Source organism: Streptomyces sp. NPDC102259 (genome assembly GCF_044766465.1).
Lineage (GTDB): Bacteria > Actinomycetota > Actinomycetes > Streptomycetales > Streptomycetaceae > Streptomyces.
Genome location: NZ_JBIWMA010000022.1, coordinates 1 through 22,448 on the forward strand (window position 1 = coordinate 1; position 22,448 = coordinate 22,448).

General features: G+C 69.9%; 17 protein-coding genes. 5 read left to right on the forward strand and 12 right to left on the reverse strand.

The window, feature by feature from the left end; all coding sequences use genetic code 11:
• Positions 1 to 165: 165 nt before the first annotated feature.
• From ACIRPU_RS34815 to ACIRPU_RS34870, 12 genes are all read right to left on the reverse strand, one after another.
• Positions 166 to 1,518: a ThuA domain-containing protein gene (locus tag ACIRPU_RS34815; protein ID WP_403874559.1), complete on the reverse strand. Its 1,353-nt coding sequence runs from the start codon at positions 1,516 to 1,518 to the stop codon at positions 166 to 168.
• Positions 1,519 to 1,532: 14 nt separating this feature from the next.
• On the reverse strand, positions 1,533 to 4,031 hold the full coding sequence (locus tag ACIRPU_RS34820) for a carbohydrate-binding protein (protein WP_403874561.1): 2,499 nt from the start codon (positions 4,029 to 4,031) through the stop codon (positions 1,533 to 1,535).
• A gap of 138 nt (positions 4,032 to 4,169) precedes the next feature.
• Entirely contained in the window at positions 4,170 to 5,168 is a 999-nt protein-coding gene (locus ACIRPU_RS34825) for a sugar phosphate isomerase/epimerase family protein (protein WP_403874563.1), read from the reverse strand.
• A gap of 21 nt (positions 5,169 to 5,189) precedes the next feature.
• Entirely contained in the window at positions 5,190 to 6,398 is a 1,209-nt protein-coding gene (locus tag ACIRPU_RS34830) for a Gfo/Idh/MocA family protein (protein WP_403874565.1), read from the reverse strand.
• A gap of 517 nt (positions 6,399 to 6,915) precedes the next feature.
• Positions 6,916 to 7,977, reverse strand: coding sequence for a substrate-binding domain-containing protein (locus ACIRPU_RS34835; protein ID WP_403874567.1), 1,062 nt, complete (start codon positions 7,975 to 7,977; stop codon positions 6,916 to 6,918).
• A 17-nt stretch (positions 7,978 to 7,994) separates the two neighbouring features.
• The gene (locus tag ACIRPU_RS34840; protein WP_403874569.1) at positions 7,995 to 9,011 is read right to left on the reverse strand and encodes an ABC transporter permease; all 1,017 of its coding nucleotides are present in this window, start codon (positions 9,009 to 9,011) and stop codon (positions 7,995 to 7,997) included.
• Positions 9,008 to 10,570 (reverse strand): sugar ABC transporter ATP-binding protein, encoded by a 1,563-nt coding sequence (locus ACIRPU_RS34845; RefSeq protein ID WP_403874571.1) that lies wholly within the window; start codon positions 10,568 to 10,570, stop codon positions 9,008 to 9,010. The genes ACIRPU_RS34840 and ACIRPU_RS34845 overlap by 4 nt, the downstream gene beginning before the upstream one ends.
• A gap of 185 nt (positions 10,571 to 10,755) precedes the next feature.
• Positions 10,756 to 11,937, reverse strand: coding sequence for an ROK family protein (locus ACIRPU_RS34850; RefSeq protein WP_403874755.1), 1,182 nt, complete (start codon positions 11,935 to 11,937; stop codon positions 10,756 to 10,758).
• A 195-nt stretch (positions 11,938 to 12,132) separates the two neighbouring features.
• The gene (locus ACIRPU_RS34855; protein WP_403874573.1) at positions 12,133 to 12,810 is read right to left on the reverse strand and encodes a GntR family transcriptional regulator; all 678 of its coding nucleotides are present in this window, start codon (positions 12,808 to 12,810) and stop codon (positions 12,133 to 12,135) included.
• A 227-nt stretch (positions 12,811 to 13,037) separates the two neighbouring features.
• Positions 13,038 to 13,985, reverse strand: coding sequence for a beta-ketoacyl-ACP synthase III (locus ACIRPU_RS34860; RefSeq protein ID WP_384113361.1), 948 nt, complete (start codon positions 13,983 to 13,985; stop codon positions 13,038 to 13,040).
• A gap of 191 nt (positions 13,986 to 14,176) precedes the next feature.
• Positions 14,177 to 14,314, reverse strand: coding sequence for a hypothetical protein (locus ACIRPU_RS34865; RefSeq protein ID WP_020125643.1), 138 nt, complete (start codon positions 14,312 to 14,314; stop codon positions 14,177 to 14,179).
• Positions 14,280 to 15,617, reverse strand: coding sequence for an OFA family MFS transporter (locus ACIRPU_RS34870; protein WP_403874576.1), 1,338 nt, complete (start codon positions 15,615 to 15,617; stop codon positions 14,280 to 14,282). The genes ACIRPU_RS34865 and ACIRPU_RS34870 overlap by 35 nt, the downstream gene beginning before the upstream one ends.
• Before the next feature lie 289 nt (positions 15,618 to 15,906).
• Between ACIRPU_RS34870 and ACIRPU_RS34875 the strand changes: the two genes are divergently transcribed.
• The 5 genes from ACIRPU_RS34875 to fdhD are packed head-to-tail and all read left to right on the forward strand — an operon-like array spanning position 15,907 to position 22,394.
• Positions 15,907 to 16,878, forward strand: a complete 972-nt coding sequence (locus ACIRPU_RS34875) for a 2-dehydropantoate 2-reductase (protein ID WP_403874578.1) — start codon at positions 15,907 to 15,909, stop codon at positions 16,876 to 16,878.
• Between the two features lie 17 nt (positions 16,879 to 16,895).
• The gene (locus ACIRPU_RS34880; RefSeq protein ID WP_403874580.1) at positions 16,896 to 18,821 is read left to right on the forward strand and encodes a molybdopterin oxidoreductase family protein; all 1,926 of its coding nucleotides are present in this window, start codon (positions 16,896 to 16,898) and stop codon (positions 18,819 to 18,821) included.
• A 4-nt stretch (positions 18,822 to 18,825) separates the two neighbouring features.
• Positions 18,826 to 20,649, forward strand: a complete 1,824-nt coding sequence (locus ACIRPU_RS34885) for an NADH-ubiquinone oxidoreductase-F iron-sulfur binding region domain-containing protein (protein ID WP_403874582.1) — start codon at positions 18,826 to 18,828, stop codon at positions 20,647 to 20,649.
• Between the two features lie 28 nt (positions 20,650 to 20,677).
• Positions 20,678 to 21,538: a 2Fe-2S iron-sulfur cluster-binding protein gene (locus ACIRPU_RS34890; RefSeq protein WP_403874584.1), complete on the forward strand. Its 861-nt coding sequence runs from the start codon at positions 20,678 to 20,680 to the stop codon at positions 21,536 to 21,538.
• Positions 21,539 to 21,545: 7 nt separating this feature from the next.
• Positions 21,546 to 22,394: a formate dehydrogenase accessory sulfurtransferase FdhD gene (gene fdhD, locus ACIRPU_RS34895; RefSeq protein WP_355705871.1), complete on the forward strand. Its 849-nt coding sequence runs from the start codon at positions 21,546 to 21,548 to the stop codon at positions 22,392 to 22,394.
• Positions 22,395 to 22,448 lie beyond the last annotated feature (54 nt).

Here is a 22,448-nt window from a genome sequence, read left to right on the forward strand (position 1 = left end):
CCCCCCCCCCCCCCCCCCCCCCCCCCCCCCCCCCCCCCCCCCCCCCCCCCCCCCCCCCCCCCCCCCCCCCCCCCCCCCCCCCCCCCCCCCCCCCCCGCCCCCCCCCCCCCCCCCCCCCCGCCCCCCGGGGGGGGGGGGGCCCGGCCCCCCCCCGCCCGCCGCCGTTCAGTCGCCCTGGACGGGCAGTTCCTTGATCCGGACGTCACGGAAGGACACCTGGTCGTCGGCTCCGTGGTTCTGCAGGCCGAGGTGTCCGTCGCGCAGACTCCGCGCCGGGTCGGTGTTGGTGAAGTCGTTGATCTTCACGCCGTTGAGCCAGACGCGCAGACGTTCGCCCTCCACCCGGATCTCGTACGTGTTCCACTCCCCCGGCGGGTTCAGCGCGCGGTCCCGCTTCTTCAGGTCGGCGGACCGGAAGCCGTAGACCGAACCGGTGGTCTTCTCGGGGACGTCGGTGGCGTCGATCTGGATCTCGTAGCCGTTGTCCACGGCGGACCACGGGTCGTCCGAGGGCGGGAAGCCCACGAACACACCGGAGTTGTCGTCACCGGGGTCGCCCGGACCGGCGGTTGTGGTCCGCCAGTCGAGCTTGACGGAGTACGCCGTGAAGCTCCAGCCGGCGTGCCAGAGCAGACCCATTCCGCCCGTCGACGTCAGCGTGCCGTCGTCGGAGAGGGTGAAGGAGCCGGGTCCGGCCTGCTGCCAGCCGTCCAGGGACGTGCCGTCGAAGAGTGGACGGTATCCGTTCTCCGGTCGACAGTCGGCCTGGACATCGGCGACCGCATACAGTATCCCGCCCAGGAGGTGTCTACGGAATGCAGGATCCGCGTAGGACTCCTTCGTGTGACCGCCCCCGGTGTAGAAGGCGCGGCCGCCCTGGTAGTTCTGGCACCAGGCGATCGGGTGGTCGCCGTTCATGGCGCCGCCCGCGTACGACTGCTCGTCGAGCGAGGCCAGGACGTGGGCCCGCTCACGCGGGTTGGAGCGGTAGTTGTACCACTCGTCGGTGCGGTTCCAGGTGCGGGCGAGTCCCGAGGTGGCCGGGTGGGCCCGGTCCTCGACGTCGACCGCCGCCGGCTGGATCGCCGGGTGCGACTGGAACCAGGCTCCGGCGAGGCCGCCGTAGAACTCCCAGTCGTACTCGGTGTCGGCCGCCGCGTGGACCCCGACATAGCCGCCGCCATGCCGGATGTAGCCCTCGAAGGCGGCCTGTTGGGTGGCGTCCAGGACATCTCCGGTCGTCGACAGGAAGACGACGGCGTCGTAGCGCCGCAGGTTCCCCGACGTGAACGCACCGGCGTCTTCGGTGGCGTCGACTCCGAAGCCACTCGTGGCGCCGAGCTCCCGCACCGCGGCGACGCCGTCCGGGATCGAGTCGTGCCGGAAACCGGCCGTCTTGGAGAAGACCAGCACCCGTTTCCCGTTGTTCCCGGAGTGCGAGGCGGCCGGGCCCGACACACTGCCGAGGAGCAGCGCCGCACCTACAACCATGGTCGCCAGTCGGCGAGTTGCATGCATCGCGTGCCCTCCTCTCAGCCGGTCGTGAAGGTGAAGTCGTCCACGTCGAAGAGGGCGCCGGAGCCGCCCTTGAAGACGAGGTGGAGCGTGGTGGTACCTCGCGGGGCACGGGACAGGTCGGCGCTGATCTCCTGGAAGGTCTCCCAGCCGCCGGTCACCGGGACGGTGGCCTTGCCGAGCAGGGTGCCGGTCGGTGAGCCGGCGCGGATCTCCAGCGTTCCGCCCGCGCCGCCCGAGGAGACTCGTGCGGTGATCTTGTCGGCGTTGCCGAGGGCGTACGGCGTGAAGGAGATCCAGTCGCCGTCGTCGATGTCGCCGACCGTCCTGCCGCCGTGGGCGGTGTCCTTGGTGATGACCGTGACGCCGGACGAGTCGCCGAAGTGCTCGGCCTGCCGGTGGCGGGGCTGAAGGACGTTCTGGTCGTGCGAGGTGAGCGGGGCCTGGCCGCCGCCTCCGCCGTCGGTGTACTCGGCGTCGAGGACTCCGAAGATGTCGGCGTCCTCGTCGTGGCCGCCGTCGGCGCTGGTCTGCAGGGTGCCGGTGCAACCGTTTACCGAGGTCACCGGATGGCCGTGACTGTCGTGGCCGAGGATGAACGTGACCTCGACCTTGGAGCAGTCGATCGTCCTGCCGTCCTCCGGGTCGGTGACCTTCACCTTGAACGGGATCGCGTCACCGAAACCGAACAACTGACCGTTCTTCGGCGATTCCAGCACCACCTTCGGCGCCGTGTTCCCCACCACGATCTGCACGCTCGAGCTGCCGGTACGGCCGGACGCGTCCTCGGCGGTCAGGGTCGCGGTGTACGTGCCGTTCCTCTTGTACTTGTGCGTGGGGTTGGCCGCCGTCGAGGTGCCGCCGTCACCGAAGTCCCAGCTGTGGGTGAGCGCGTCCCCGTCCTGGTCGGTCGTTCCGGCGGAGGAGAAACGTACCTTCAGAGGGGCCTGTCCCGAGGTGCGGTCGGCTGCGGCCTGGGCGACCGGGGAGTGGCCGTCAGTGGCGTTCTCGATGCGGTACAGACCGGAGTGCTCGTCGCCGCCGAACCATGCGGTGCCGTAGTCGAGGACGTACAGCGCCCCGTCGGGTCCGAACGCCATGTCCATCACCTGGGTGCCGGTCCACGGGACCGCGTTGATCGACTGCACCGCGCCGCTCGCGTCGCTGACGACGCGCTTGATCCAGCGTCGCCCGAACTCCCCTGCGAAGAAGTTCCCGTCATACGCTTCCGGGAACTTCACCGGCGAATCGAGCGAGGCGTCGTAGTGGTAGACGGGGCCGCCCATCGGGGACTCGGAACCGTCGCCGAACTCGGGCACCGACGGGCCGTCGTACGGGATCCAGGCGGGCTGGGCCGGGGGCAGGTCGGTGAGGCCGGTGTTGTGCGGTGAGGTGTTCTTCGGGGCCGCGCAGTCGAAGGGCGCACCGGATACACCCGTCGCGAAATCGTATGCGATATACGGATCATTGTCGCCCGTGCAGAAAGGCCACCCGAAATTGCCGGGGCCGGTGACACGTGCGAACTCGACCTGCCCGGCCGGCCCCCGGGCGGGGTCGGCCGCACCGGCGTCGGGGCCGTAGTCGCCGACGTACAGGATGCCGGTGGCCTTGTCGACGCTGAAGCGGAACGGGTTGCGGAAGCCCATCGCGTAGATCTCGGGTCGCGTCCTGTCCGTACCGGGCGCGAACAGATTGCCGTCCGGGACGGCGTACGAGCCATCGGCGTTGACCGTGATGCGCAGGATCTTGCCGCGCAGGTCGTTGGTATTGCCGGAGGAACGGCGGGCGTCGAAGGCGGGGTTGCGGCCGTCACGCGCGTCGATGGGCGTGAAGCCGTCCGACTGGAAGGGGTTGCTGTCGTCGCCGGTGGACAGGTAGAGGTTCCCCGCCGCGTCGAAGTCGATGTCGCCGCCGACGTGGCAGCACAGACCGCGCGAGGCGGGTACGTCGAGGATCTTCGTCTCGCTTGACGCATCGAGCGTCCCGTCCGTCCCGAGCACGAAACGGGAGAGACGGTTGACCCCGTCGAAGGGAGCGAAGTCGGCAGCCGTCCCGGTCTCGGGAGCGTCGCCCGGCGGAGTGTTCAACGGAGGCGCGTAGTAGAGGTAGATGAAGCGGTTTTGCGCGAACTCCGGGTCCACTCCTATGCCTTGGAGGCCTTCCTCGTCGTGGGAGTACACGTCGAGTTTGCCCGCCAGTCGTGTGTTGCCTGCGGCGTCGGTGAGCCGGAGTTCGCCGTCGCGTGAGGTGTGCAGGACGGAGCGGTCGGGCAGCACGGCGAGCGACATGGGCTCGCCTACCTCAGCCTCGCCCTTGGCGAGGGTGACCTGCTGAAAGTCCTCGGCTGCCGCGGCCACCGGGTCGGCGACGGCTGCGCCGACCCGGGGTGCGGCGAGGGTGAGCGACGCGCCGGCCAGCAGGGCGCCGCTCAGAAGGGCGACGGCTCTGCGCAGCGATGGACGTCGTCTGCGGGTCTCGGCTCTGCGGGTGCCGGTGGTGGGGTCGTTCCCGTGCACGGATGCCTCCAGAGTGGGGCTGGTTGTACGGGCGGGTGCGCGAACGCCGGGATGCGCCGTCATCCCGGTGACGGACGGGCAGTCAGATGAGCCTGTGGGGGGCTCGGTTAGCTCGGTTCGGCCAGCCGGCCGGCGGGCTCAGTTGCCGAACGCCGCGTCGAAGGAAGCGGACGGCGGCTCGAAGTCGTAGGCCCGGAGGTGAGTGAGGGCCTCGGGAGCGCCTTGGAGCCGGTCCATTCCGGCGTCCTCCCACTCCACGGAGATCGGGCCCCGGTAGTCGATGGAGCGCAGCATGCGGAAGACGTCCTCCCAGGGCACGTCGCCGTGACCGGCGGAGACGAAGTCCCATCCGCGTCGCGGGTCGCCCCAGGGCAGATGGGAGCCGAGGCGTCCGTTGCGGCCGTCCAGACGCTTGCGGGCCTCCTTGCAGTCCACGTGGTAGATGCGGTCGCGGAAGTCCCACAGGAAACCGACCGGGTCGAGGTCCTGCCACACGAAGTGGCTCGGGTCGAAGTTGAGGCCGAAAGCCGGCCGACGGTCGACCGCATCCAGGGTGCGTACGGTCGTCCAGTAGTCGTATGCGATCTCGCTGGGGTGAACCTCGTGCGCGAACCGCACTCCCTGCGCGTCGAAGACGTCGAGGATCGGATTCCAACGCTCGGCGAAGTCCTCGTAGCCCCGCTCGATCATCGACTCGGGCGCGGGCGGGAACATGGCGACCAGATGCCAGATGGCGGAGCCGGTGAAACCGATCACCGTGTCGACGCCGAGGGCGGCCGCGGCCCTGGCGGTGTCCGCGATCTCGGCGGCGGCCCGCTGCCGAACGCCCTCCGGTTCGCCGTCGCCCCAGATGCGGGCGGGCAGGATGGCCTGGTGGCGCTCGTCGATGATCGCGTCACAGACCGCCTGCCCCACCAGGTGGTTGGAGATGGCCCAGCACTTCAGCCCGTACTTGTCGAGGAGTTGGTGGCGGGACGCCACGTATCCGGGGTCCGCGAGGGCCTTGTCGACCTCGAAGTGGTCGCCCCAGCAGGCGAGTTCGAGCCCGTCGTACCCGAAGTCGCGGGCGAGGCGGCAGACCTCCTCCAGGGGCAGGTCGGCCCATTGGCCGGTGAAGAGTGTGAACGTACGCGGCATGCTCCAGGCCCTCCTTGGTCCTCAGTCCGCTATCGGGGTGTAGACGGAGTTCTTCTCGGCGCTCTCCTCGACCGCCGCCAGGACGCGCTGGACCTGGAGTCCGTCGGCGAAGGAGGGTTCGGGGCGGCTGCCCTCGGCGACGGCGTGCACCAGGTCGCGGGCCTGGTGGACGAAGGTGTGCTCGTAGCCGAGCCCGTGGCCCGGCGGCCACCAGGCGTTCAGATAGGGGTGGTCGGGTTCGGTGACGAGGATGCGGCGAAAGCCGGCGTGCGTGTCGGGTTCGGTGGCGTCGTGGAACCAGAGTTCGTTGAGGCGTTCCAGATCGAAGGCCAACGAGCCGCGTTCACCGTTGAGTTCGAGTCGCAGGGCGTTCTTCCGTCCGGTGGCGAACCGGGTCGCCTCGAAGGATGCGAGCGCGCCGGAGGTGAAGCGACCGGTGAACAGGGCGGCGTCGTCCACGGTGACCGTGCCGGTGCCGCCGGCGGCGGCCGCGCTCAGGCCGCTCGTCGGGCCACCGGGCAGCGGCCGCTGCCGTACGAACGTCTCGGTGATCGCGGAGACTCCCGCGAGCCGTTCCCCCGCCAGGTGTTGAGCGAGGTCCACGATGTGCGCGCCGAGGTCGCCGAGCGAGCCGGAACCGGCCAGCTCCCTGCGCAGTCGCCAGGTCAACGGGAACTCGGGGTCGACCAACCAGTCCTGAAGGTACGTCACGCGAACGTGGCGCAGCGTGCCCAGCCGGCCCTCGGCGACCATCCGCCGGGCCAGGGCGGTGGCCGGGACCCTGCGGTAGTTGAAACCCACCATCGCCACCTGACCCCGTGCGTGAGCGGCTTCGGCCGCGCGGGTCATGGTCTCGGCCTCCTCCACGGTGTTGGCGAGGGGCTTCTCGCAGAGGACGTGCTTCCCCGCGGCCAGCGCCGCCACGGCGATCTCGGCGTGGGAGTCGCCGGGGGTGCAGATGTCGACGAGGTCGACGTCGTCCCGGGCGATCAGGGCACGCCAGTCGGTCTCGGTCGCCGCCCAGCCGTGCCGGTCGGCCGCCGCCCGCACGGCGGAGGGGTCACGGCCGCAGATCACGGCGAGGACCGGACGGCGGGGAAGATCGAAGACGCGGCCCGCGGTGCGCCAGCCCTGGGAGTGGGCGGCGCCCATGAACGCGTAGCCGACCATCCCCACCCGGAGCGGCTGCTTGCCCGCCTCCGGTCCCGCTGACTGCTGCGGCTGTTCCATACGGTTGTCCTCCTCGTCGTCGTGGCACGGTGGGGGGTGGGACGCCGTCGGGCACGAGAGCCCGGGCCGTCCGGCGGACGCCCAGGGGGAGCTGGTGCCGCCGGACGGGGCAGATCCCGCCCGGCGTGCGGGTTCGGCGCGGACGGGGCTCGCTCGGGCACGGAGGCTCGTCGGAGGCGGGCCTTCCTGGTCGATGGGCGGATGCGACCCATCGGGCAGTGACACCGCCAGGACCGGTGGATGCCTGGACCTGGAGCCGACGGCTGCGACAGCGCGCCGTACGGAGCCGGGGCGAGCGTGCCGGAAGTCGGTGGCCCCTGCCCCACGCCCGCGGTTCAGGCCACTCGGCAGAGCACCCGGCGCACAGAGCCTGACGGCCGCTGCGCAGTCGCCCGTATCCCGCACTTCGTCCCGTACTTCGTATCCCGCATCCGATAGCCGATAGCCGATAGCCGAGGGTCCGTTTCCCCGTGGCCGAACCGGATGGCGTGCGCCCGTCCCCCGGACAAGGCACGCCCTACTTGAAGCCGGTGGACATGTACTGGTCGACGTTGGTCTTGTCGACGACCGCCGAGTAGAGGGTGATCGAGGCGGGGATCTCGTACTCGGCGAGACCACCGACACCCTTGCCCTGGCCGAGCGCACGGGCCAGATCGATGGCGGAGGCGGCCATGGTCGGCGGGTAGAGAACGGTTGCTTTCAGGACTCCGTCGTCCTGCTTGATCGCCTGGAAGGCGGCGAGGGCGCCCGCGCCGCCGACCATCAGGAAGTCGTCACGTCCAGCCTGCTCGATGGCGCGCAGCGCACCCACGCCCTGGTCGTCGTCGTGGTTCCACAGCGCGTCGAACTTCGGCTGAGCCTGGAGCAGTTGAGCCATCTTGGCCTGCCCCGACTCGACCGTGAACTCAGCGGCCTGACGGGCGACCTTCTTGATGTCGGGGTAGTTCTTCAGGGCGTCGTCGAAGCCCTGGGTGCGCTGTTTGGTGAGCTCCAGGTTGTCCAGGCCGGCGAGCTCGATCACACGGGCGCCGGACTTGCCCTTGAGCTTCTCCCCGATGTAGTGCCCAGCGCTGAGACCCATCCCGTAGTTGTCGCCACCGACCCAACAGCGGTACGCCTGCGGTGTGTTGAAGATCCGGTCCAGGTTGACGACGGGGATGCCCGCACGCATGGCCTTCAGGCCGACCTGGGTGAGTGCCTTGCCGTCGGCGGGCAGCACTACCAGGACGTCGACCTTCTTGTTGATGAGGGTCTCGATCTGGCCGATCTGCTGGGCGGTGTCGTTGGAGCCCTCGGTGATCTCCAGCGTCACGTCGGAGTACTTCTTCGCGCGCTTCTCGGCGTTGTCGTTGATGGCGTTGAGCCAGCCGTGGTCGGCCTGCGGTCCGGCGAAGCCGATGGTGACCTGCTTACCGGGCTTGTCGTCGGCGGCGGGCTGGTCGTTCGCGGCCGGCTCCTCGTCCTTGGAGTCGTTGCTGGTGCAACCTGCGAGGAAAGTTCCGGCCGAGACGGCGGCGGCCCCGAAGAGCATTCCTCTACGACTGGTGAAGCGGTTCGTGAACGGTGTCGGCTCTGGCATGGCGGTGAACCCTTTCCTCAGGTCGTGCTCGCGGTACGGCGCTGGACCAGCACGGCGGCGACGATGATCGCGCCCTTGGCGATCTGCTGGACGTCGCTCTGCAGGTTGTTCAGGGCGAAGATGTTGGTGATCGTGGTGAAGATCAGTACGCCCAGCACGGAGCCGGTGATGGTGCCACGCCCCCCGGTGAGCAGCGTGCCGCCGATGATCGCGGCCGCGATGGCGTCGAGTTCATAGAGGTTGCCGTTGGTGTTCTGACCCGAGCCGGACAGGATGATCAGCAGGAAGGCCGCGATGCCGCAGCACAGGCCGGACAAAAGGTAGAGGTACAGCCGCTGGCGGCGTACGTCGATGCCGGCGAGCCGGGCGGCCTCCGCGTTGCCGCCGACGGCCACCGTGCGGCGACCGAACGTGGTGCGGTTGAGCACCAACCAGCCGATGACCGTCACGATCGCGAAGACGATCACGAGCGGCGGGACCCCGAGCACGTACGCGTCGCGCTCGCCCAGGTCGAGAACGCCGTCCACGGTCACGATCTGCGTCCGGCCGTCCGTGATCTGCAGGGCCAGTCCGCGGGCGGAGGCCAGCATGGCGAGCGTCGCGATGAACGGCACCATCCCCCCGTACGCGACGAGCAGACCGTTGACCAGGCCACAGCCCACTCCGACGATCATCGCCGTGAAGAGGATGCCCGCGAAACCGTATTCCTGGGTGGCGACCGTGGTCGCCCACACCGAGGCCAGCGCGACGATCGCACCGACCGAGAGGTCGATGCCCCCGGAGGTGATGACGAAGGTCATGCCGACGGTGACGACGCCGATCACGGACCCCTGGGTGAGGACGAGTTGCAGGTTGCGGGTGTCGAGGAACTCGTCCGGTTTGGTGATTCCGCCGATCACTATGAGCGCGGCGAGCACACCGAGCAGGGAGAGGGTACGGATGTCGGCGCGGGCCCATACGGTGCGCCAGGCGGGGCGCGGGATCTGCGGCACCTTGTCGGTGCTGTCCCGCGGTGGGGAGACGGGCTGCGTCATGACGCCGGGCTTCCTTCCATGACGAGATCGAGTACGCGGTGTTCGTCCAGCTCACGAGCCGGCGCCGTGTGGACGACGCGGCCTTCGCGGAGCACCAGCACGCGGTCGGCGAGGCCTAGCACCTCGGGCACCTCACTGGAGACCAGCAGCACGGCGAGGCCTTCGTCAGCCAGTCGACGGACGACTGCATACAGTTCGGCGCGGGCGCCGACGTCGACACCGCGCGTCGGCTCGTCGAGGAGCAGGACGCGGCAGCCACGCAGCAGCCAGCGGGCCAGGACCGCCTTCTGCTGATTGCCGCCGGACAGCGTGCGCACGGGGACGGACGGATTGTCGGGGCGCAGCGACAGCTCACGCGTCGCGGCCCGCGCCGCGTCCCGCTCGGCCCGCCGGTCGATCCAACCCCCGCGCGAGAAACGGGACATCGAAGAGACGGAGACGTTGCGGGTGACGGACTCCAGCATCAGCAGGGCCTGCGCCTTGCGTTCCTCGGGGGCGAGCCCGAGGCCTGCCCGCACGGCCGCCCGCACGTTGCCGGGACGCAACGGCCGTCCGTCGACGAGAACTTGACCGGCGCTCGGCTTGCGCGCCCCGTAGATCGTCTCCAGGATCTCCGAGCGCCCCGAGCCGACCAGTCCGGCGAGCCCGACGATCTCTCCGGGCCGTACGGTCAGGTCGAGGGACGCGAACTCACCCGGTCTGGCGAGCCCGCGCACTTCCAGCACCGGCGTCCCGCTCGCGGGCCCGGCGTCGGCCACGCCCCCGACGCCGTCCGTGGCCGCGACCACGTCACCCGGGCGCGGGGGGAAGACGTACTCGACGTTGCGTCCCGTCATCAACGCGACGACCTCGCGGGTCGGCGTCGTCTTCGCCGGGAGCCCACCCGCCACCGCGCGGCCGTCCTTCAGCACGGTCACGCGGTCACCGATGCGGCGGATCTCCTCCAGCCGGTGCGAGATGTAGACGACGGCCACGCCGTCGGCGGTCAGGTCGCCGACGATGCGGAACAGGTTGTCGACCTCGTCGGGGTCGAGCGCGGCCGACGGTTCGTCCATCACGATCAGCCGCACATCGTGGGAGAGCGCCCGCGCCATGGAGACGATCTGCCGCTGCGCCGCCGACAACTCCCCGACCAGCCGCGCAGGTTCGATCTCAGCGTGCCCAAGTCGTTTCAGCAGAGCGCACGTTGCGGCACGCGCCACTTTGCCTCGTACGACGAATCCGGCGGTGGTGGGTTCATGTCCCAGGTGGACGTTCTCGGCCACCGACAAGTGCTCCACCAGGTCGAGTTCCTGGTAGATGGTGGCGATGCCGAGGCGCATGGCGGCGATCGGGGAGCGCAGGGTGACGGGGTCGCCCTGCCAGCGGATGACACCGTCGTCGGGTTGGTGGGCGCCGGCCAGGACCTTGATGAGGGTGGACTTCCCGGCGCCGTTCTGGCCGAGCAGGCAGTGCACCTCACCGGCCTGGACGGCGAGGTCGACTCCGTCCAACGCCCGTACTCCGGGGAAGGACTTGGTGATGCCGGACATGCTGAGCAGGGGTGGTGCTGTTGCCATGTGGGTTCCCCTCGGCGGACGTGCGGGCCGGAGTCAGGGCAGAACAAGTCGTGTTCTCAGGGCAGAGCAGAACGGGGAGGAGCAGGACGAGGCGGAGCAGGAGGAGACAGGGCGGCGCGGGGCAAGGCGGAGCTGGGCAGGGCGGAGCGACACGCTGTGCGGGTGAGACCGTGTCGGACTGCGGCTTACGCGGGTGAGAAAAGGTGGTCGCTGATCAGTCGGGCCGCGCCGATGACACCGGCGGTGGGGCCCAACTCCCCCAGCACGATGGGTAGGTTGCCGGTCGCCAGCGGCAGCGACTGGCGGTACACCTGGGTGCGGATCGCGGCGAGCAGGGTGTGACCGAGGCCGGTCACCCCGCCGCCGATCACCACCAGGCCGGGGTTGAAGAACGAGACGAGTCCGGCGATGACCTGGCCGACCCGGTTGCCGCCCTCGCGGATCATCTCCAGGGAGGTGGCGTCGCCCGCGGCGGCCGCGGCGGCGACATCGACGGCGGTGAGGCCGCCGTTCGTCGCCAGCCGTGCCGCGAGTTCCGCCGAGAGGCCCTGCTGGGCCGCCTCCACCGCGTCGCGGGCCAGGGCCGCGCCGCTGAAGTAGGCCTCCAGGCAACCCCGGTTGCCACAGGCGCACGGACGGCCGTCGGGCACGGCCTGGATATGCCCGATGTCGCCCGCACTGCCGGTCGTACCGCGGTACACATGGCCGCCGACGACGATGCCGCAGCCGATCCCGGTGCCGATCTTGACGCAGAGGAAGTCGGCGACGGTGCGGGCCACGCCCGCGTGCTGCTCCCCCATCGCCATGAGGTTCACGTCGTTGTCGACCATCACCGGGCAGCCCAGGTCCTGACTGAGCGCCTCCCGCACGGGGAAGCCGTCCCAGCCGGGCATGATCGGCGGCGCCACCGGCACGCCTTCGGGGAAACGAACCGGACCGGGTACGCCGATGCCGGCGCCGTCGAAGCCCTCGGCGAGTCCCGTCGCCCTCAACTTCGCGGCCATGGACAGGACTTGTTCGAAGACCGCGACCGGACCCTCACGTACGTCGAGGGGCTGGTTGAGGTGTCCGAGGGTCTCCAGTTCGGCGTTGGTGACGGCGACGTCGACCGAGGTCGCGCCGATGTCGACGCCTAGGAAGCGCAACCCCGGGTTGAGCCTGACGTTGTGGGAACGGCGGCCGCCGCGCGAGGCGGCGAGTCCGTCGGCCACGACCAACCCCGTCTCCAGGAGCCGGTCCACCTCCACGGCCAGCTTGGACCGTGACAGGTCGATCCGATCACCCAGTTGGGCACGGGAGTTGGGGCCGCCGTCCCGCAACAGCTTGAGCAGACGGGCCTGGTGAGCGTTCGCGGGTCGCGCCGTCATACGTCTCACGAGCCCCTCCCCGCCTCGGTTCGGCCACCAGTGTCGGGCTTTCGAAGGGAACGTAGCAGCGCCTGCCGAACCTGGGAAGAAGCTGTGCACGGATTGCCGTCAACTTTCTCCACTCACAGGACAAAGAGCGGAACCGACGCACCTGAAACCGATCGAGGCCCGGTGAGACGCCTATACCGAGTGGGTTCAGGACTTGGGGCGGTCGTGGTACGAGCGCCGGGTGTGCTCGGTGTGTTCACGCATCAGCCGGGTGGCCAACTGCTCGTCGTGGGCGGCGATCGCGGCGATCAGGTCGCGGTGCTCGATCCAGGACTTGTGGCCGCGCTGCCGGGCGATCGGCGTGTAGTACCAGCGCACCCGACGGTCCACCTGGGCCGCGAGCTCGGCGAGCACCGTGTTGCCCGCGAGCTCGATGACCTTGGCGTGAAAGCGGGCGTTCAGGGCGACCGCTTTGTCCACGTCGTCACGAGCCACGGCCAGCATGCCCTGGGCCAGGATCTCGTCCAGGGCCTCGATGCCGGCCTTGTCCGCGTGCGCTGCCGCGAGCCGCGCGGCCTCCGCCTCCAACAGCGTGCGCACGGTGAGGAGTTGGTCGGCCTCGTCCTCGGTCGGCTCATGCACGAACGCGCCCTGGGCGGGCCTGAGGTCCACCCAGCCCTCGGTGTTCAGCCGCTGGAGCGCCTCGCGCACCGGCTGCCGTGAGACACCGAGGTGCGTGGCGAGTTCGCTCTCCACGAGATGCTGGCCGGGCTGGAGGGCGCGGGTGGTGATGAGTTCGAGCAGGGCCTCATAGACGCGGTCGCGCAGCGGTCCGGGGCGTTCGAGTTTGGGCACCGCGCCCTGCGGCAGTCCTGTCGACAACATCGGTCGGTCCCCCTCCTGGGCAACACCGGGCAACTGCAACCGGAAAGCCACATATCGATTGACGTCCTCGGCTGTCCGCAGCCGATCGACTGTCTACAGCCGAGTATCGATTGTCTTTCGTCTACAGTCTACGGCGCACAGTAGCCAGAGCCGGGCACAGTCGATCGCGTCACACTACGCCGCGCCCCACCCGCAGAAATCCACCCGCGGCCGCGCCCCGCCCCCGCTCACGGGCAGCGGACGACCTGTCCCGCGTACGACAGATTGCCGCCGAACCCGAACAGCAGTACCGGGTCCCCCGTGGAGACGGCGCCCTGCTCGACGAGCTTGGAGAAGGCGAGCGGGATGCTGGCGGCGGAGGTGTTACCCGATTCGGTGACGTCCCGCGCGACCACCGCGTTGACGGCGCCGATCTTCTGCGCGAGGGGTTCGATGATGCGCAGGTTCGCCTGGTGCAGGACGACGGCGGCGAGGTCCGCGGGGGTGAGGCCGGCCCGCTCGCAGGCCTGGCGCGCCAGCGGTGGCAACTGGGTGGTGGCCCAGCGGTAGACGCTCTGCCCCTCCTGCGCGAACCGTGCCGGCTGCCCCTCGATGCGCACCGCGTGCCCCATCTCGGGCAGTGAGCCCCACAGCACCGGTGAGATGCCGGGCTCCACGCCGTCGGGACAGGCCTCGATCACGGCGGCGCCCGCTCCGTCGCCCACGAGCACGCAGGTCGTGCGGTCGCTCCAGTCGGTCACCTCGGACATCTTGTCGGCGCCGATGACCAGAGCACGGGTCGCGGCGCCCGCGCGGAGGGTGTGGTCGGCGGTGGCCAGCGCGTGGGTGAAACCGGCGCAGACGACGTTGACGTCCATGGCGGCCGGCTGCGGGATGCCGAGGCGGGCGGCGACCCGGGCGGCCATGTTCGGCGAACGGTCGACGGCCGTGGAGGTCGCGACCAGCACCAGGTCGATGTCGCTCGGCGCGAGGCCGGCCGCCGCAAGCGCCTTGGCGGCGGCGTGCGCGGCCAGCTCGTCCACGGGCTCGTCGGGGCCGGCGATGTGACGCGTGCGGATGCCCACCCGGCTCCTGATCCACTCGTCACTGGTGTCGACCAGGCCCGCCAGATCCTCGTTGGTGAGCACCTTGGCGGGCTGGTAGTGGCCGACGGCGGCGATGCGCGAGCCGTTCATTGGGGGGTCCCCTCGTTGCCTTGGGTAGCGGGATCCACCAGTCTGATCAGTGACTCGCGGGTACGAGGGCGCGTGAAGCGACAGGAAACCGGTTCCCGGGTTGTCGGCTTCCCCATAGCTCTCGGACGCCCGAGCAGCCGCCGAACGCCTACCCGCCGAACACCAGCCCCCCGAGAAACACCGCTACCCGGTTACTTGGTGAACAGCTGCGTCGCCTTCTGTACCAGCTCGTACAGCCCGTAGGCGAGCGGTGCCCCCACCCACAGCCAGGCGAAGGCGATCAACGGCCGCCTGTCAGGCTGCGGACTCGGGCTGCTGTCGTTCGACATCAGCGGCCTCCCTCTGGGCGGGGACGTGGTGGTGGCGGGCGTGGACCGGCCGGACGAGTTCATTGGCGACGAAGCCGACGGCCAGCAGCCCGATCATGATGAACAGGGACAGGGTGTACAGGGACGAGCCGTGCTTTCCGGCGTCCTCCTGCCGGTCGGCGATCCAGTTGACGATCAGCGGACCGAGCACGCCGGCGGTGGACCAGGCGGTGAGCAGCCGCCCGTGGATCGCGCCGACCTGGTAGGCGCCGAACAGGTCCTTGAGATACGCGGGGATCGTCGCGAAGCCGCCGCCGTAGAAGGAGAGGATCACCAGCGCGCACAGCACGAACAGGGGCTTCGACGAGTCGCCGATCAACGCGATGAAGGCGTACATCAGGGCGCCGACGCCCAGGTACACCCGGTAGATGTTCTTGCGTCCGATCAGGTCGGAGGTCGACGACCAACCGATCCGGCCCGCCATGTTCGCCGCGGACAGCAGGGCGACGAAGCCCGCGGCCGCGGACACCGAGACCGGGGTGGAGGTGTCGGCGAAGAAGTCCGTGATCATCGGGGCGGCCTTCTCCAGGATGCCTATGCCCGCGGTCACGTTCATGCAGAGCACGACCCACAGACACCAGAACTGCGGAGTGCGCACCGCCCTGCTCGCCGAGACCTGCACGCCCTCTACGGCGCTGGGCCCGCCCGCGACCGGCTGCGTGCTGCGCGGTACCCGCACCAGCAGGACGCCCAGCGTCATGAATACCGCATACGAAAGCCCGTGCACGAGAAACGCGAGGGCGATGCCGGAGCTGTCGGATCCGAACGACTCCAGCATCTGCGCCGACCAGGGCGACGCGATGAGCGCGCCGCCGCCGAAGCCCATGATGGCGATGCCGGTGGCCATGCCGGGCCGGTCCGGGAACCACTTGATCAATGTGGAGACGGGTGAGATGTAACCGATTCCGAGGCCGATTCCACCGACGAAGCCGTAGCCGAGGACGATCAGCCAGTACTGCTCGGTGGCGGCCCCGAGCGCGGAGATCAGGAATCCGGACGAGAAGCAGATCAGGGCGACGGTCATCGCCCAACGCGGCCCGTTGCGCTCGACCAGCGTGCCGCCGAACGCGGCGGAAAGGCCGAGCATGACGATGGCGAGCTGGAACGGGAGCGCGCTCTCGGTACCGCTGAGACCGAGCGCGGATTCGAGCGGCGGCTTGAACACGGACCACGCGTAGGCCTGGCCGATGGAGAGATGGACCGAGAGAGCGGCAGGGGGGACGAGCCAGCGGCTCCATCCGGCCGGTGCGACAGGGGGACTCATGAGTCCTGGACGGTAGGAACCGGCGCGGGCGTTGAAAAGGCGGCGCGTCGACAGTATGCGGTGAACGGTATCCAGGATGCGCCGAACGGTCGGACCGACCGGTTTCCGTAACCGCTTCCAAGGCCGTTCCCGGGTCGCCGTCGGTTCGGCGCCCCTCCCTCGGCTTGCGTGGAACTCCGTCGGACGCTGCGCGCACTCTTGCCGCTCCAACCTCCATACTGTAGACAATATTTCGTCGACAGGATTCGACAGTTCCTCGGTACCCTCGACCGGACGGAGCTCCCTCGCAATGAAAGTCGCAGTCCTCGGCGCCGGTGCGATCGGCGCCTACGTCGGTGCGGCGCTGCACCGCGCCGGCGCCGACGTGCATCTCGTCGCCCGTGGACCGCATCTCGCGGCCATGAGGCGGGACGGGGTGCGGGTGCTCAGTCCGCGCGGCGATTTCACCGCCCGCGCCCACGCCACCGACGACCCGGGCGAGATCGGCCCGGTCGACTTCGTGTTCCTGGGCCTCAAGGCCCACTCGTACGCGGCGTGCGGGCCGCTGATCGAGCCTCTGCTGCACGACTCCACCGCGGTGGTAGCCGCCCAGAACGGCATCCCCTGGTGGTACTTCCACCGCCACGACGGCCCCTACGACGGACTGCGTGTCGAGAGTGTGGACCCGCACGGCGCGGTCAGTGCGGTGCTCGCGCCCGAACGGGCCGTCGGCTGTGTGGTCTACGCGGCCACCGAGCTCGAAGGGCCTGGCGTCGTACGGCACTTGGAAGGCACCCGGTTCTCCGTCGGCGAGCCCGACCGCAGTGTCTCGACCCGCTGTCTGGACTTCAGCGAGGCCATGCGGGCCGGTGGGCTGAAATGCCCGGTGGAACCGGCCCTGCGCAACGACATCTGGCTCAAGCTGCTGGGCAACATCTCCTTCAATCCGATCAGCGCGCTGGCCCGCGCCACCATGCGGCAGATGTGTCTGCACGGCGGCACCCGCCAGGTCATCGAGACGATGATGCGCGAGACGCTCGCGGTCGCCGAGGTCCTGGGCTGCGAGGTGGGCGTCTCCATCGAGCGTCGGCTCGCGGGCGCGGAGAAGGTCGGCGACCACCGCACCTCCACGCTCCAGGACCTGGAGCGTGGCAAGCCGCTCGAACTCGACGTACTCCTGGCGGCCGTCGTCGAGTTGGCGGAGATCACCGGCGTGGACGTGCCCACCCTGCGCACCGTGCACGCCATCTCGGGCCTGCTCGCGCTGAGGAGCGCCGCATGATCGCTGGGGGAGCACGTATGAGGAAACGCGACCGGACTCCGAAGACCTACACCCGGCTCACCCGACCGCTCGTCAGGGACTCCCGCGACGAGCCCTTTCGTGAGGCGAGTTGGGACGAGGCGCTGGCGCGCACCGCTCAGGGACTCCAGCGCAACCGTGGTGCGTTCGGCATGTTCTCCTGCGCCCGCGCCACCAACGAGATGAACTACGTGGCGCAGAAGTTCGCCCGGGTCGTCATGGGCACCAACAACGTCGACTCGTGCAACCGGACCTGTCACGCGCCGAGCGTCGCCGGCCTGTCGGCCGCCTTCGGCTCCGGCGGCGGGACGTCGTCGTACGAGGAGATCGAGCACACCGACGTCATCGTGATGTGGGGGTCAAACGCGCGTTTCGCGCATCCGATCTTCTTCCAGCACGTGCTGAAGGGGGTCAGGAACGGCGCTCGCCTGTACGCGGTCGACCCGCGCCGGACGTCCACCGCCGAGTGGGCGGACAGCTGGCTCGGCCTCAACGTCGGCACGGACATCCCGATGGCGCACGCGATCGGCCGCGAGATCATCCACGTGGGCCTCGCCAACGAGGCATTCACGGAACGGGCGACCAGCGACTTCGAGGCGTACAAGGCGCTCGTGGAGCCCTGGACGCTTTCCCTGGCGGAAAAGGTGACGGGCGTACCGGCCGTCGCCATAAGGGAGTTGGCGCATGCCTACGCCCGCGCCGAGCGTGCCCAACTGTGCTGGACCCTGGGCATCACCGAACACCACAACGGCACGGACAACGTGCGCGCGCTCATCAATCTCTCGCTGCTGACCGGGCACGTGGGCCGCTACGGTTCCGGCCTCCAGCCCCTGCGCGGGCAGAACAACGTCCAGGGCGGCGGCGACATGGGCGCGATCCCCAACCGCCTCCCCGGGTTCCAGGACATCCTCGACCCCGATGCCCGGCTGCGGTTCGAGTCGGCCTGGGACACCGTCATCCAGCCGCACTACGGACTGAACCTCACGGAGATGTTCGAGGCGATGGAGGAGGGCTCGCTGAAGGCCGTCTACTGCATCGGCGAGAACCCCGCCCAGTCGGAGGCGGACAGCGAGCAGGCCGTACGCCGTATGCGGTCCCTCGACTTCCTCGTCGTGCAGGACATCTTCCTCACCAGGACCGCCGAGCTGGCGGACGTGGTGCTGCCCGCCACGGCCGGCTGGGCGGAGACCGACGGGACAACGACCAACAGCGAAAGGCGAGTTCAGCGGGTGCGGCGCGCCGTGTTGCCGCCCGGCGAGGCGCGCGAGGACATCGACATCCTCTGCGACCTGGCGACGCGGCTCGGCCACGAATGGAAGTACGCGGACGCCGAGGCCGTGTGGAACGAACTCAGGTCGGTGTCACCGCAGCACCACGGGATGACGTACGACCGGCTCGCGACGCACCAGGGCATCCAGTGGCCCTGCCCGAGCACCGAGGACCTCGAACCCTCCTATCTGCACGGCAGGTTGTGGGAGAAGGAGCCGCAACGGCGTGGCAGGCGGGCACCGTTCGGGCTCGTCCAGCACGACCCGCCGGTCGACCTCACGGACGAGGAGTACCCGATCCGGCTGACGACCGGGCGACGACTCGACTCCTACAACACCGGTGTGCAGAGCGGGAGTTACGCCTCTCCATTGCGTCGCGGCGAGTACGTCGAGCTGTGCCCGGAGGACGCGGAGCACTACGGGATCGTCGTCGGCGAGGAGGTGCGGGTGAGCTCACGGCGCGGATCCGTGGTCGCGCCGGTGTGGATCGACACCGCCCTGCGCCCCGGGCTCGCCTTCATGACCATGCACTTTCCCGACGAGGTGGACACCAACCAGCTGACGATCGAGGCGAACTGCCCGATCGCGGGGACAGCGGAGTTCAAGGCATCGGCGATCCGGATCGAGAAGCTCCCGGCCCCGACCTACGTGAGGTGACGTCGTGGACCTGCACTTCGGCGACAGCGAACCGACGGACGACGAACGGGCCGCCGTGGACGCCCTGTTCGGCCCACCGGATTCCTCGTGGGAGGGCGCCGACCGTTTTGGCGCGGACCTGCGGTGGGCACGGGGCGGACGCGAGGCCCGGGACCGCCGCGACCTGCTGCTGCCGGGGCTGCACGCGATCAACGACCGCATCGGCTGGATCAGCGAGGGCGCACTCGGCTACCTGTGCCGCCGCCTGACCGTGCCCCCGGCGGAGGCCTACGGCGTCGCCACCTTCTACGCGATGTTCTCGGTCGAGCCACGGCCGGCCACCGTGCTCCACGTGTGCACGGACCTCGCCTGCGCCGCCGCGGGCGCCCCCGCCCTGTGCGCCGGGATCGAGTCACGCCTGGGCCCGGGCAGCGGGGTGGCCGTCGAGCGCAGCCCCTGCCTCGGCCTGTGCGAGCGCGCCCCGGCCGCGCTCGCGGTGAAGGCGGGTGATCCGGTGCGTACGGCGGTGTCGGCGCCGACGAGCGTCGAGGCGGCCGTTCTCGCCGCGAGCGCCCCCGACTCGGCGCCCGAGGAACGGCCGGCGGCGAGCGCGGTACCCCAGGCCGGGGACCGATCGCTGATCCTGCTGAACCGGGTCGGCGTGGTCGACCCGTCGTCGCTCGACGACTACCGCGCTCACGGCGGCTACACGGCCCTGCGCCGCGCCTTCGCGCTCGGTCCCGCCGGGGTCATCCGCGAGGTCACCGACTCCGGTCTGCTCGGGCGTGGCGGCGCCGCCTTCCCCACCGGCCGCAAGTGGCAGGCCGCGGCGTCCCAGCCCGACCATCCGCACTACCTGGTGTGCAACGCGGACGAGTCCGAGCCGGGCACCTTCAAGGACCGCGTACTCATGGAGGGCGACCCGTACGCGCTGGTGGAGGCGATGACGGTGGCGGCGTATGCGGTCGGCGCGCACCAGGGACATCTGTACCTCCGCGGCGAGTATCCGCGCGCCGTCCACCGTATGCAATATGCGGTCGACCGTGCACGCGCTCGCGGTCTCCTCGGCGACGACGTCCTCGGTCAGGGCTACGCCTTCGACATCGAGATCCGACGAGGCGCCGGCGCGTACATCTGCGGCGAGGAGACGGCCCTGTTCAACTCCATCGAGGGGTACCGGGGCGAGCCTCGCTCGAAGCCGCCGTTTCCCGTGGAGAAGGGCCTGTTCGGCAAGCCGACGGTCGAGAACAACGTGGAGACGCTGGTCAACGTCCTGCCGATCCTCACCATGGGCGCACCGGCCTACGCGGCGATCGGCACGTCCGGGTCCACCGGGCCCAAGCTGTTCTGCGTGTCCGGGACCGTCGACCGACCCGGGGTGTACGAACTCCCCTTCGGCACGACGCTGGGCGAACTCCTCGCCCTCGCCGGGGTCGGCGGAGGCCTGCGCGCCGTACTGCTCGGCGGCGCGGCCGGCGGCTTCGTACGGCCCGACGAACTGGACGTCCCGCTGACTTTCGAGGGCACCCGGGCCGCGGGCACGACGCTCGGTTCGGGCGTGGTGATGGCCTTCGACGACACCGTGCCGATGCCCCGGCTGCTGTTGCGCATCGCCGAGTTCTTCCGGGACGAGTCGTGCGGGCAGTGCGTGCCCTGCCGGGTCGGGACCGTGCGGCAGGAGGAGGCACTGCGCCGGATCGTGGAACGGACCGGCGCCGACGCCGCCGACGACATCGCCCTGCTGCGCGAGGTCGGCCGCGCCATGCGGGACGCCTCGATCTGCGGACTGGGCCAGACCGCGTGGAACGCCGTGGAATCCGCCATCGACCGTCTGGGGGCGTACGAATGACCGTGACCGTCCGCACAGGATCCGCCGTATGACCGCGATACCGCTGGGAGTGCCGCGTCGGCTGGTGGAGTTCACGATCGACGGGCAGGAGGCCAGGGCGCCCGAGGGATCGACGATCCTCGATGCCTGCCGGGCCGCCGGCAAGGACGTGCCGACCCTGTGCCAGGGCGACACGCTCACCCCGAAGAACGCCTGCCGGGTCTGCGTCGTGGAGGTCGAGGGCTCCCGGACCCTGGTGCCGGCGTGCTCGCGCGGGGCGGAGCCCGGCATGGAGATCCGCACCGACACCGAGCGTGCCCGGCACAGCCGCAAGATCGTTCTCGAGCTGCTCGCTTCCTCGGTCGACCTTTCCACGACACCCATGGTTGCGGAATGGATCAAGGAGTACGACGCGAAGCCGGATCGTTTCGGCCCCGACGCGGCCCGGCTGAACGAGGAACCGAAGATCGACAACGATCTGTATGTACGCGATTACGACAAGTGCATCCTCTGCTACAAGTGCGTGGACGCCTGCGGTGACCAGTGGCAGAACACCTTCGCGATCTCCGTGTCGGGGCGTGGTTTCGATGCCCGGATCGCCGTCGAGCACGACGCTCCGCTCACCGACTCGGCGTGCGTGTACTGCGGAAACTGCATCGAGGTGTGTCCGACCGGAGCGCTGTCGTTCAAGTCCGAGTACGACCGGCGAGCGGCCGGGAACTGGGACGAATCGGCACAGACGCAGACCACGACCGTATGCGCTTACTGCGGGGTGGGCTGCAACCTCACGCTCCATGTGCAGGACAATGAGATCGTGAAGGTCACGTCACCGCACGACAACCCCGTGACCCACGGGAATCTCTGCATCAAGGGCCGCTTCGGCTACCAGCACGTACAGAACCGGGGCTGATCACGACATGGGACGAGTCACCGAACGACGCAAGGTGGTCCGCATCAGGGACGGGGTGGTCTCGGCCCGGCCGGACACCCTGGTCGCCGAGGAGCCCCTGGAGATCCGGCTCAACGGCAAGCCGCTGGCCATCACCATGCGCACACCCGGTGACGACTTCGCGCTGGCGGCCGGCTTCCTGGTCAGCGAAGGGGTACTGGCCGCCGCATCCGATCTACTGAATATCGTCTACTGTGCGGGCGCGACCGTCGACGGGTCCAACACCTACAACGTGGTGGACGTCCGGACGGCCCCCGACGTGAAGATGCCCGACATCACCCTCGAGCGGAACGTCTACACCACCTCCTCCTGCGGCCTGTGCGGCAAAGCGAGCCTGGACGCGGTCCGCACGACGGCACGCTGGCCCATCGCCGACACTCCCCCGCTCCGGATCGAACCCGAACTGCTCGCGAGCCTCCCCGACCGGCTTCGCGCGGCCCAGCGGGTCTTCGACCGGACCGGGGGGCTCCACGCGGCGGCCCTGTTCTCCGAGGACGGCGAGCTGCTGGACGTCCGTGAGGACGTGGGACGGCACAACGCGGTCGACAAGCTGGTCGGCCGTGCCCTCCAGAACGGGGAGCTGCCCCTGTCGCGGACGATTCTGCTGGTGTCGGGCCGGGCCTCGTTCGAACTGGCGCAGAAAGCCGTGATGGCGGGCATCCCGATGCTCGCGGCGGTCTCGGCGCCCTCCTCCCTGGCCGTGGATCTGGCCGTGGAGACCGGGCTGACGCTGGTGGGCTTCCTGCGGGGCAGCTCCATGAACGTGTACGCGGGTGAGGACCGCATCACCCTGCGGACCGCGGCCGCCCAGGGCTGACCCGGTTCCCCGCGGCACGGCGGCGGGGCCCCGACCGGCGGGGAGCGCCCCCTG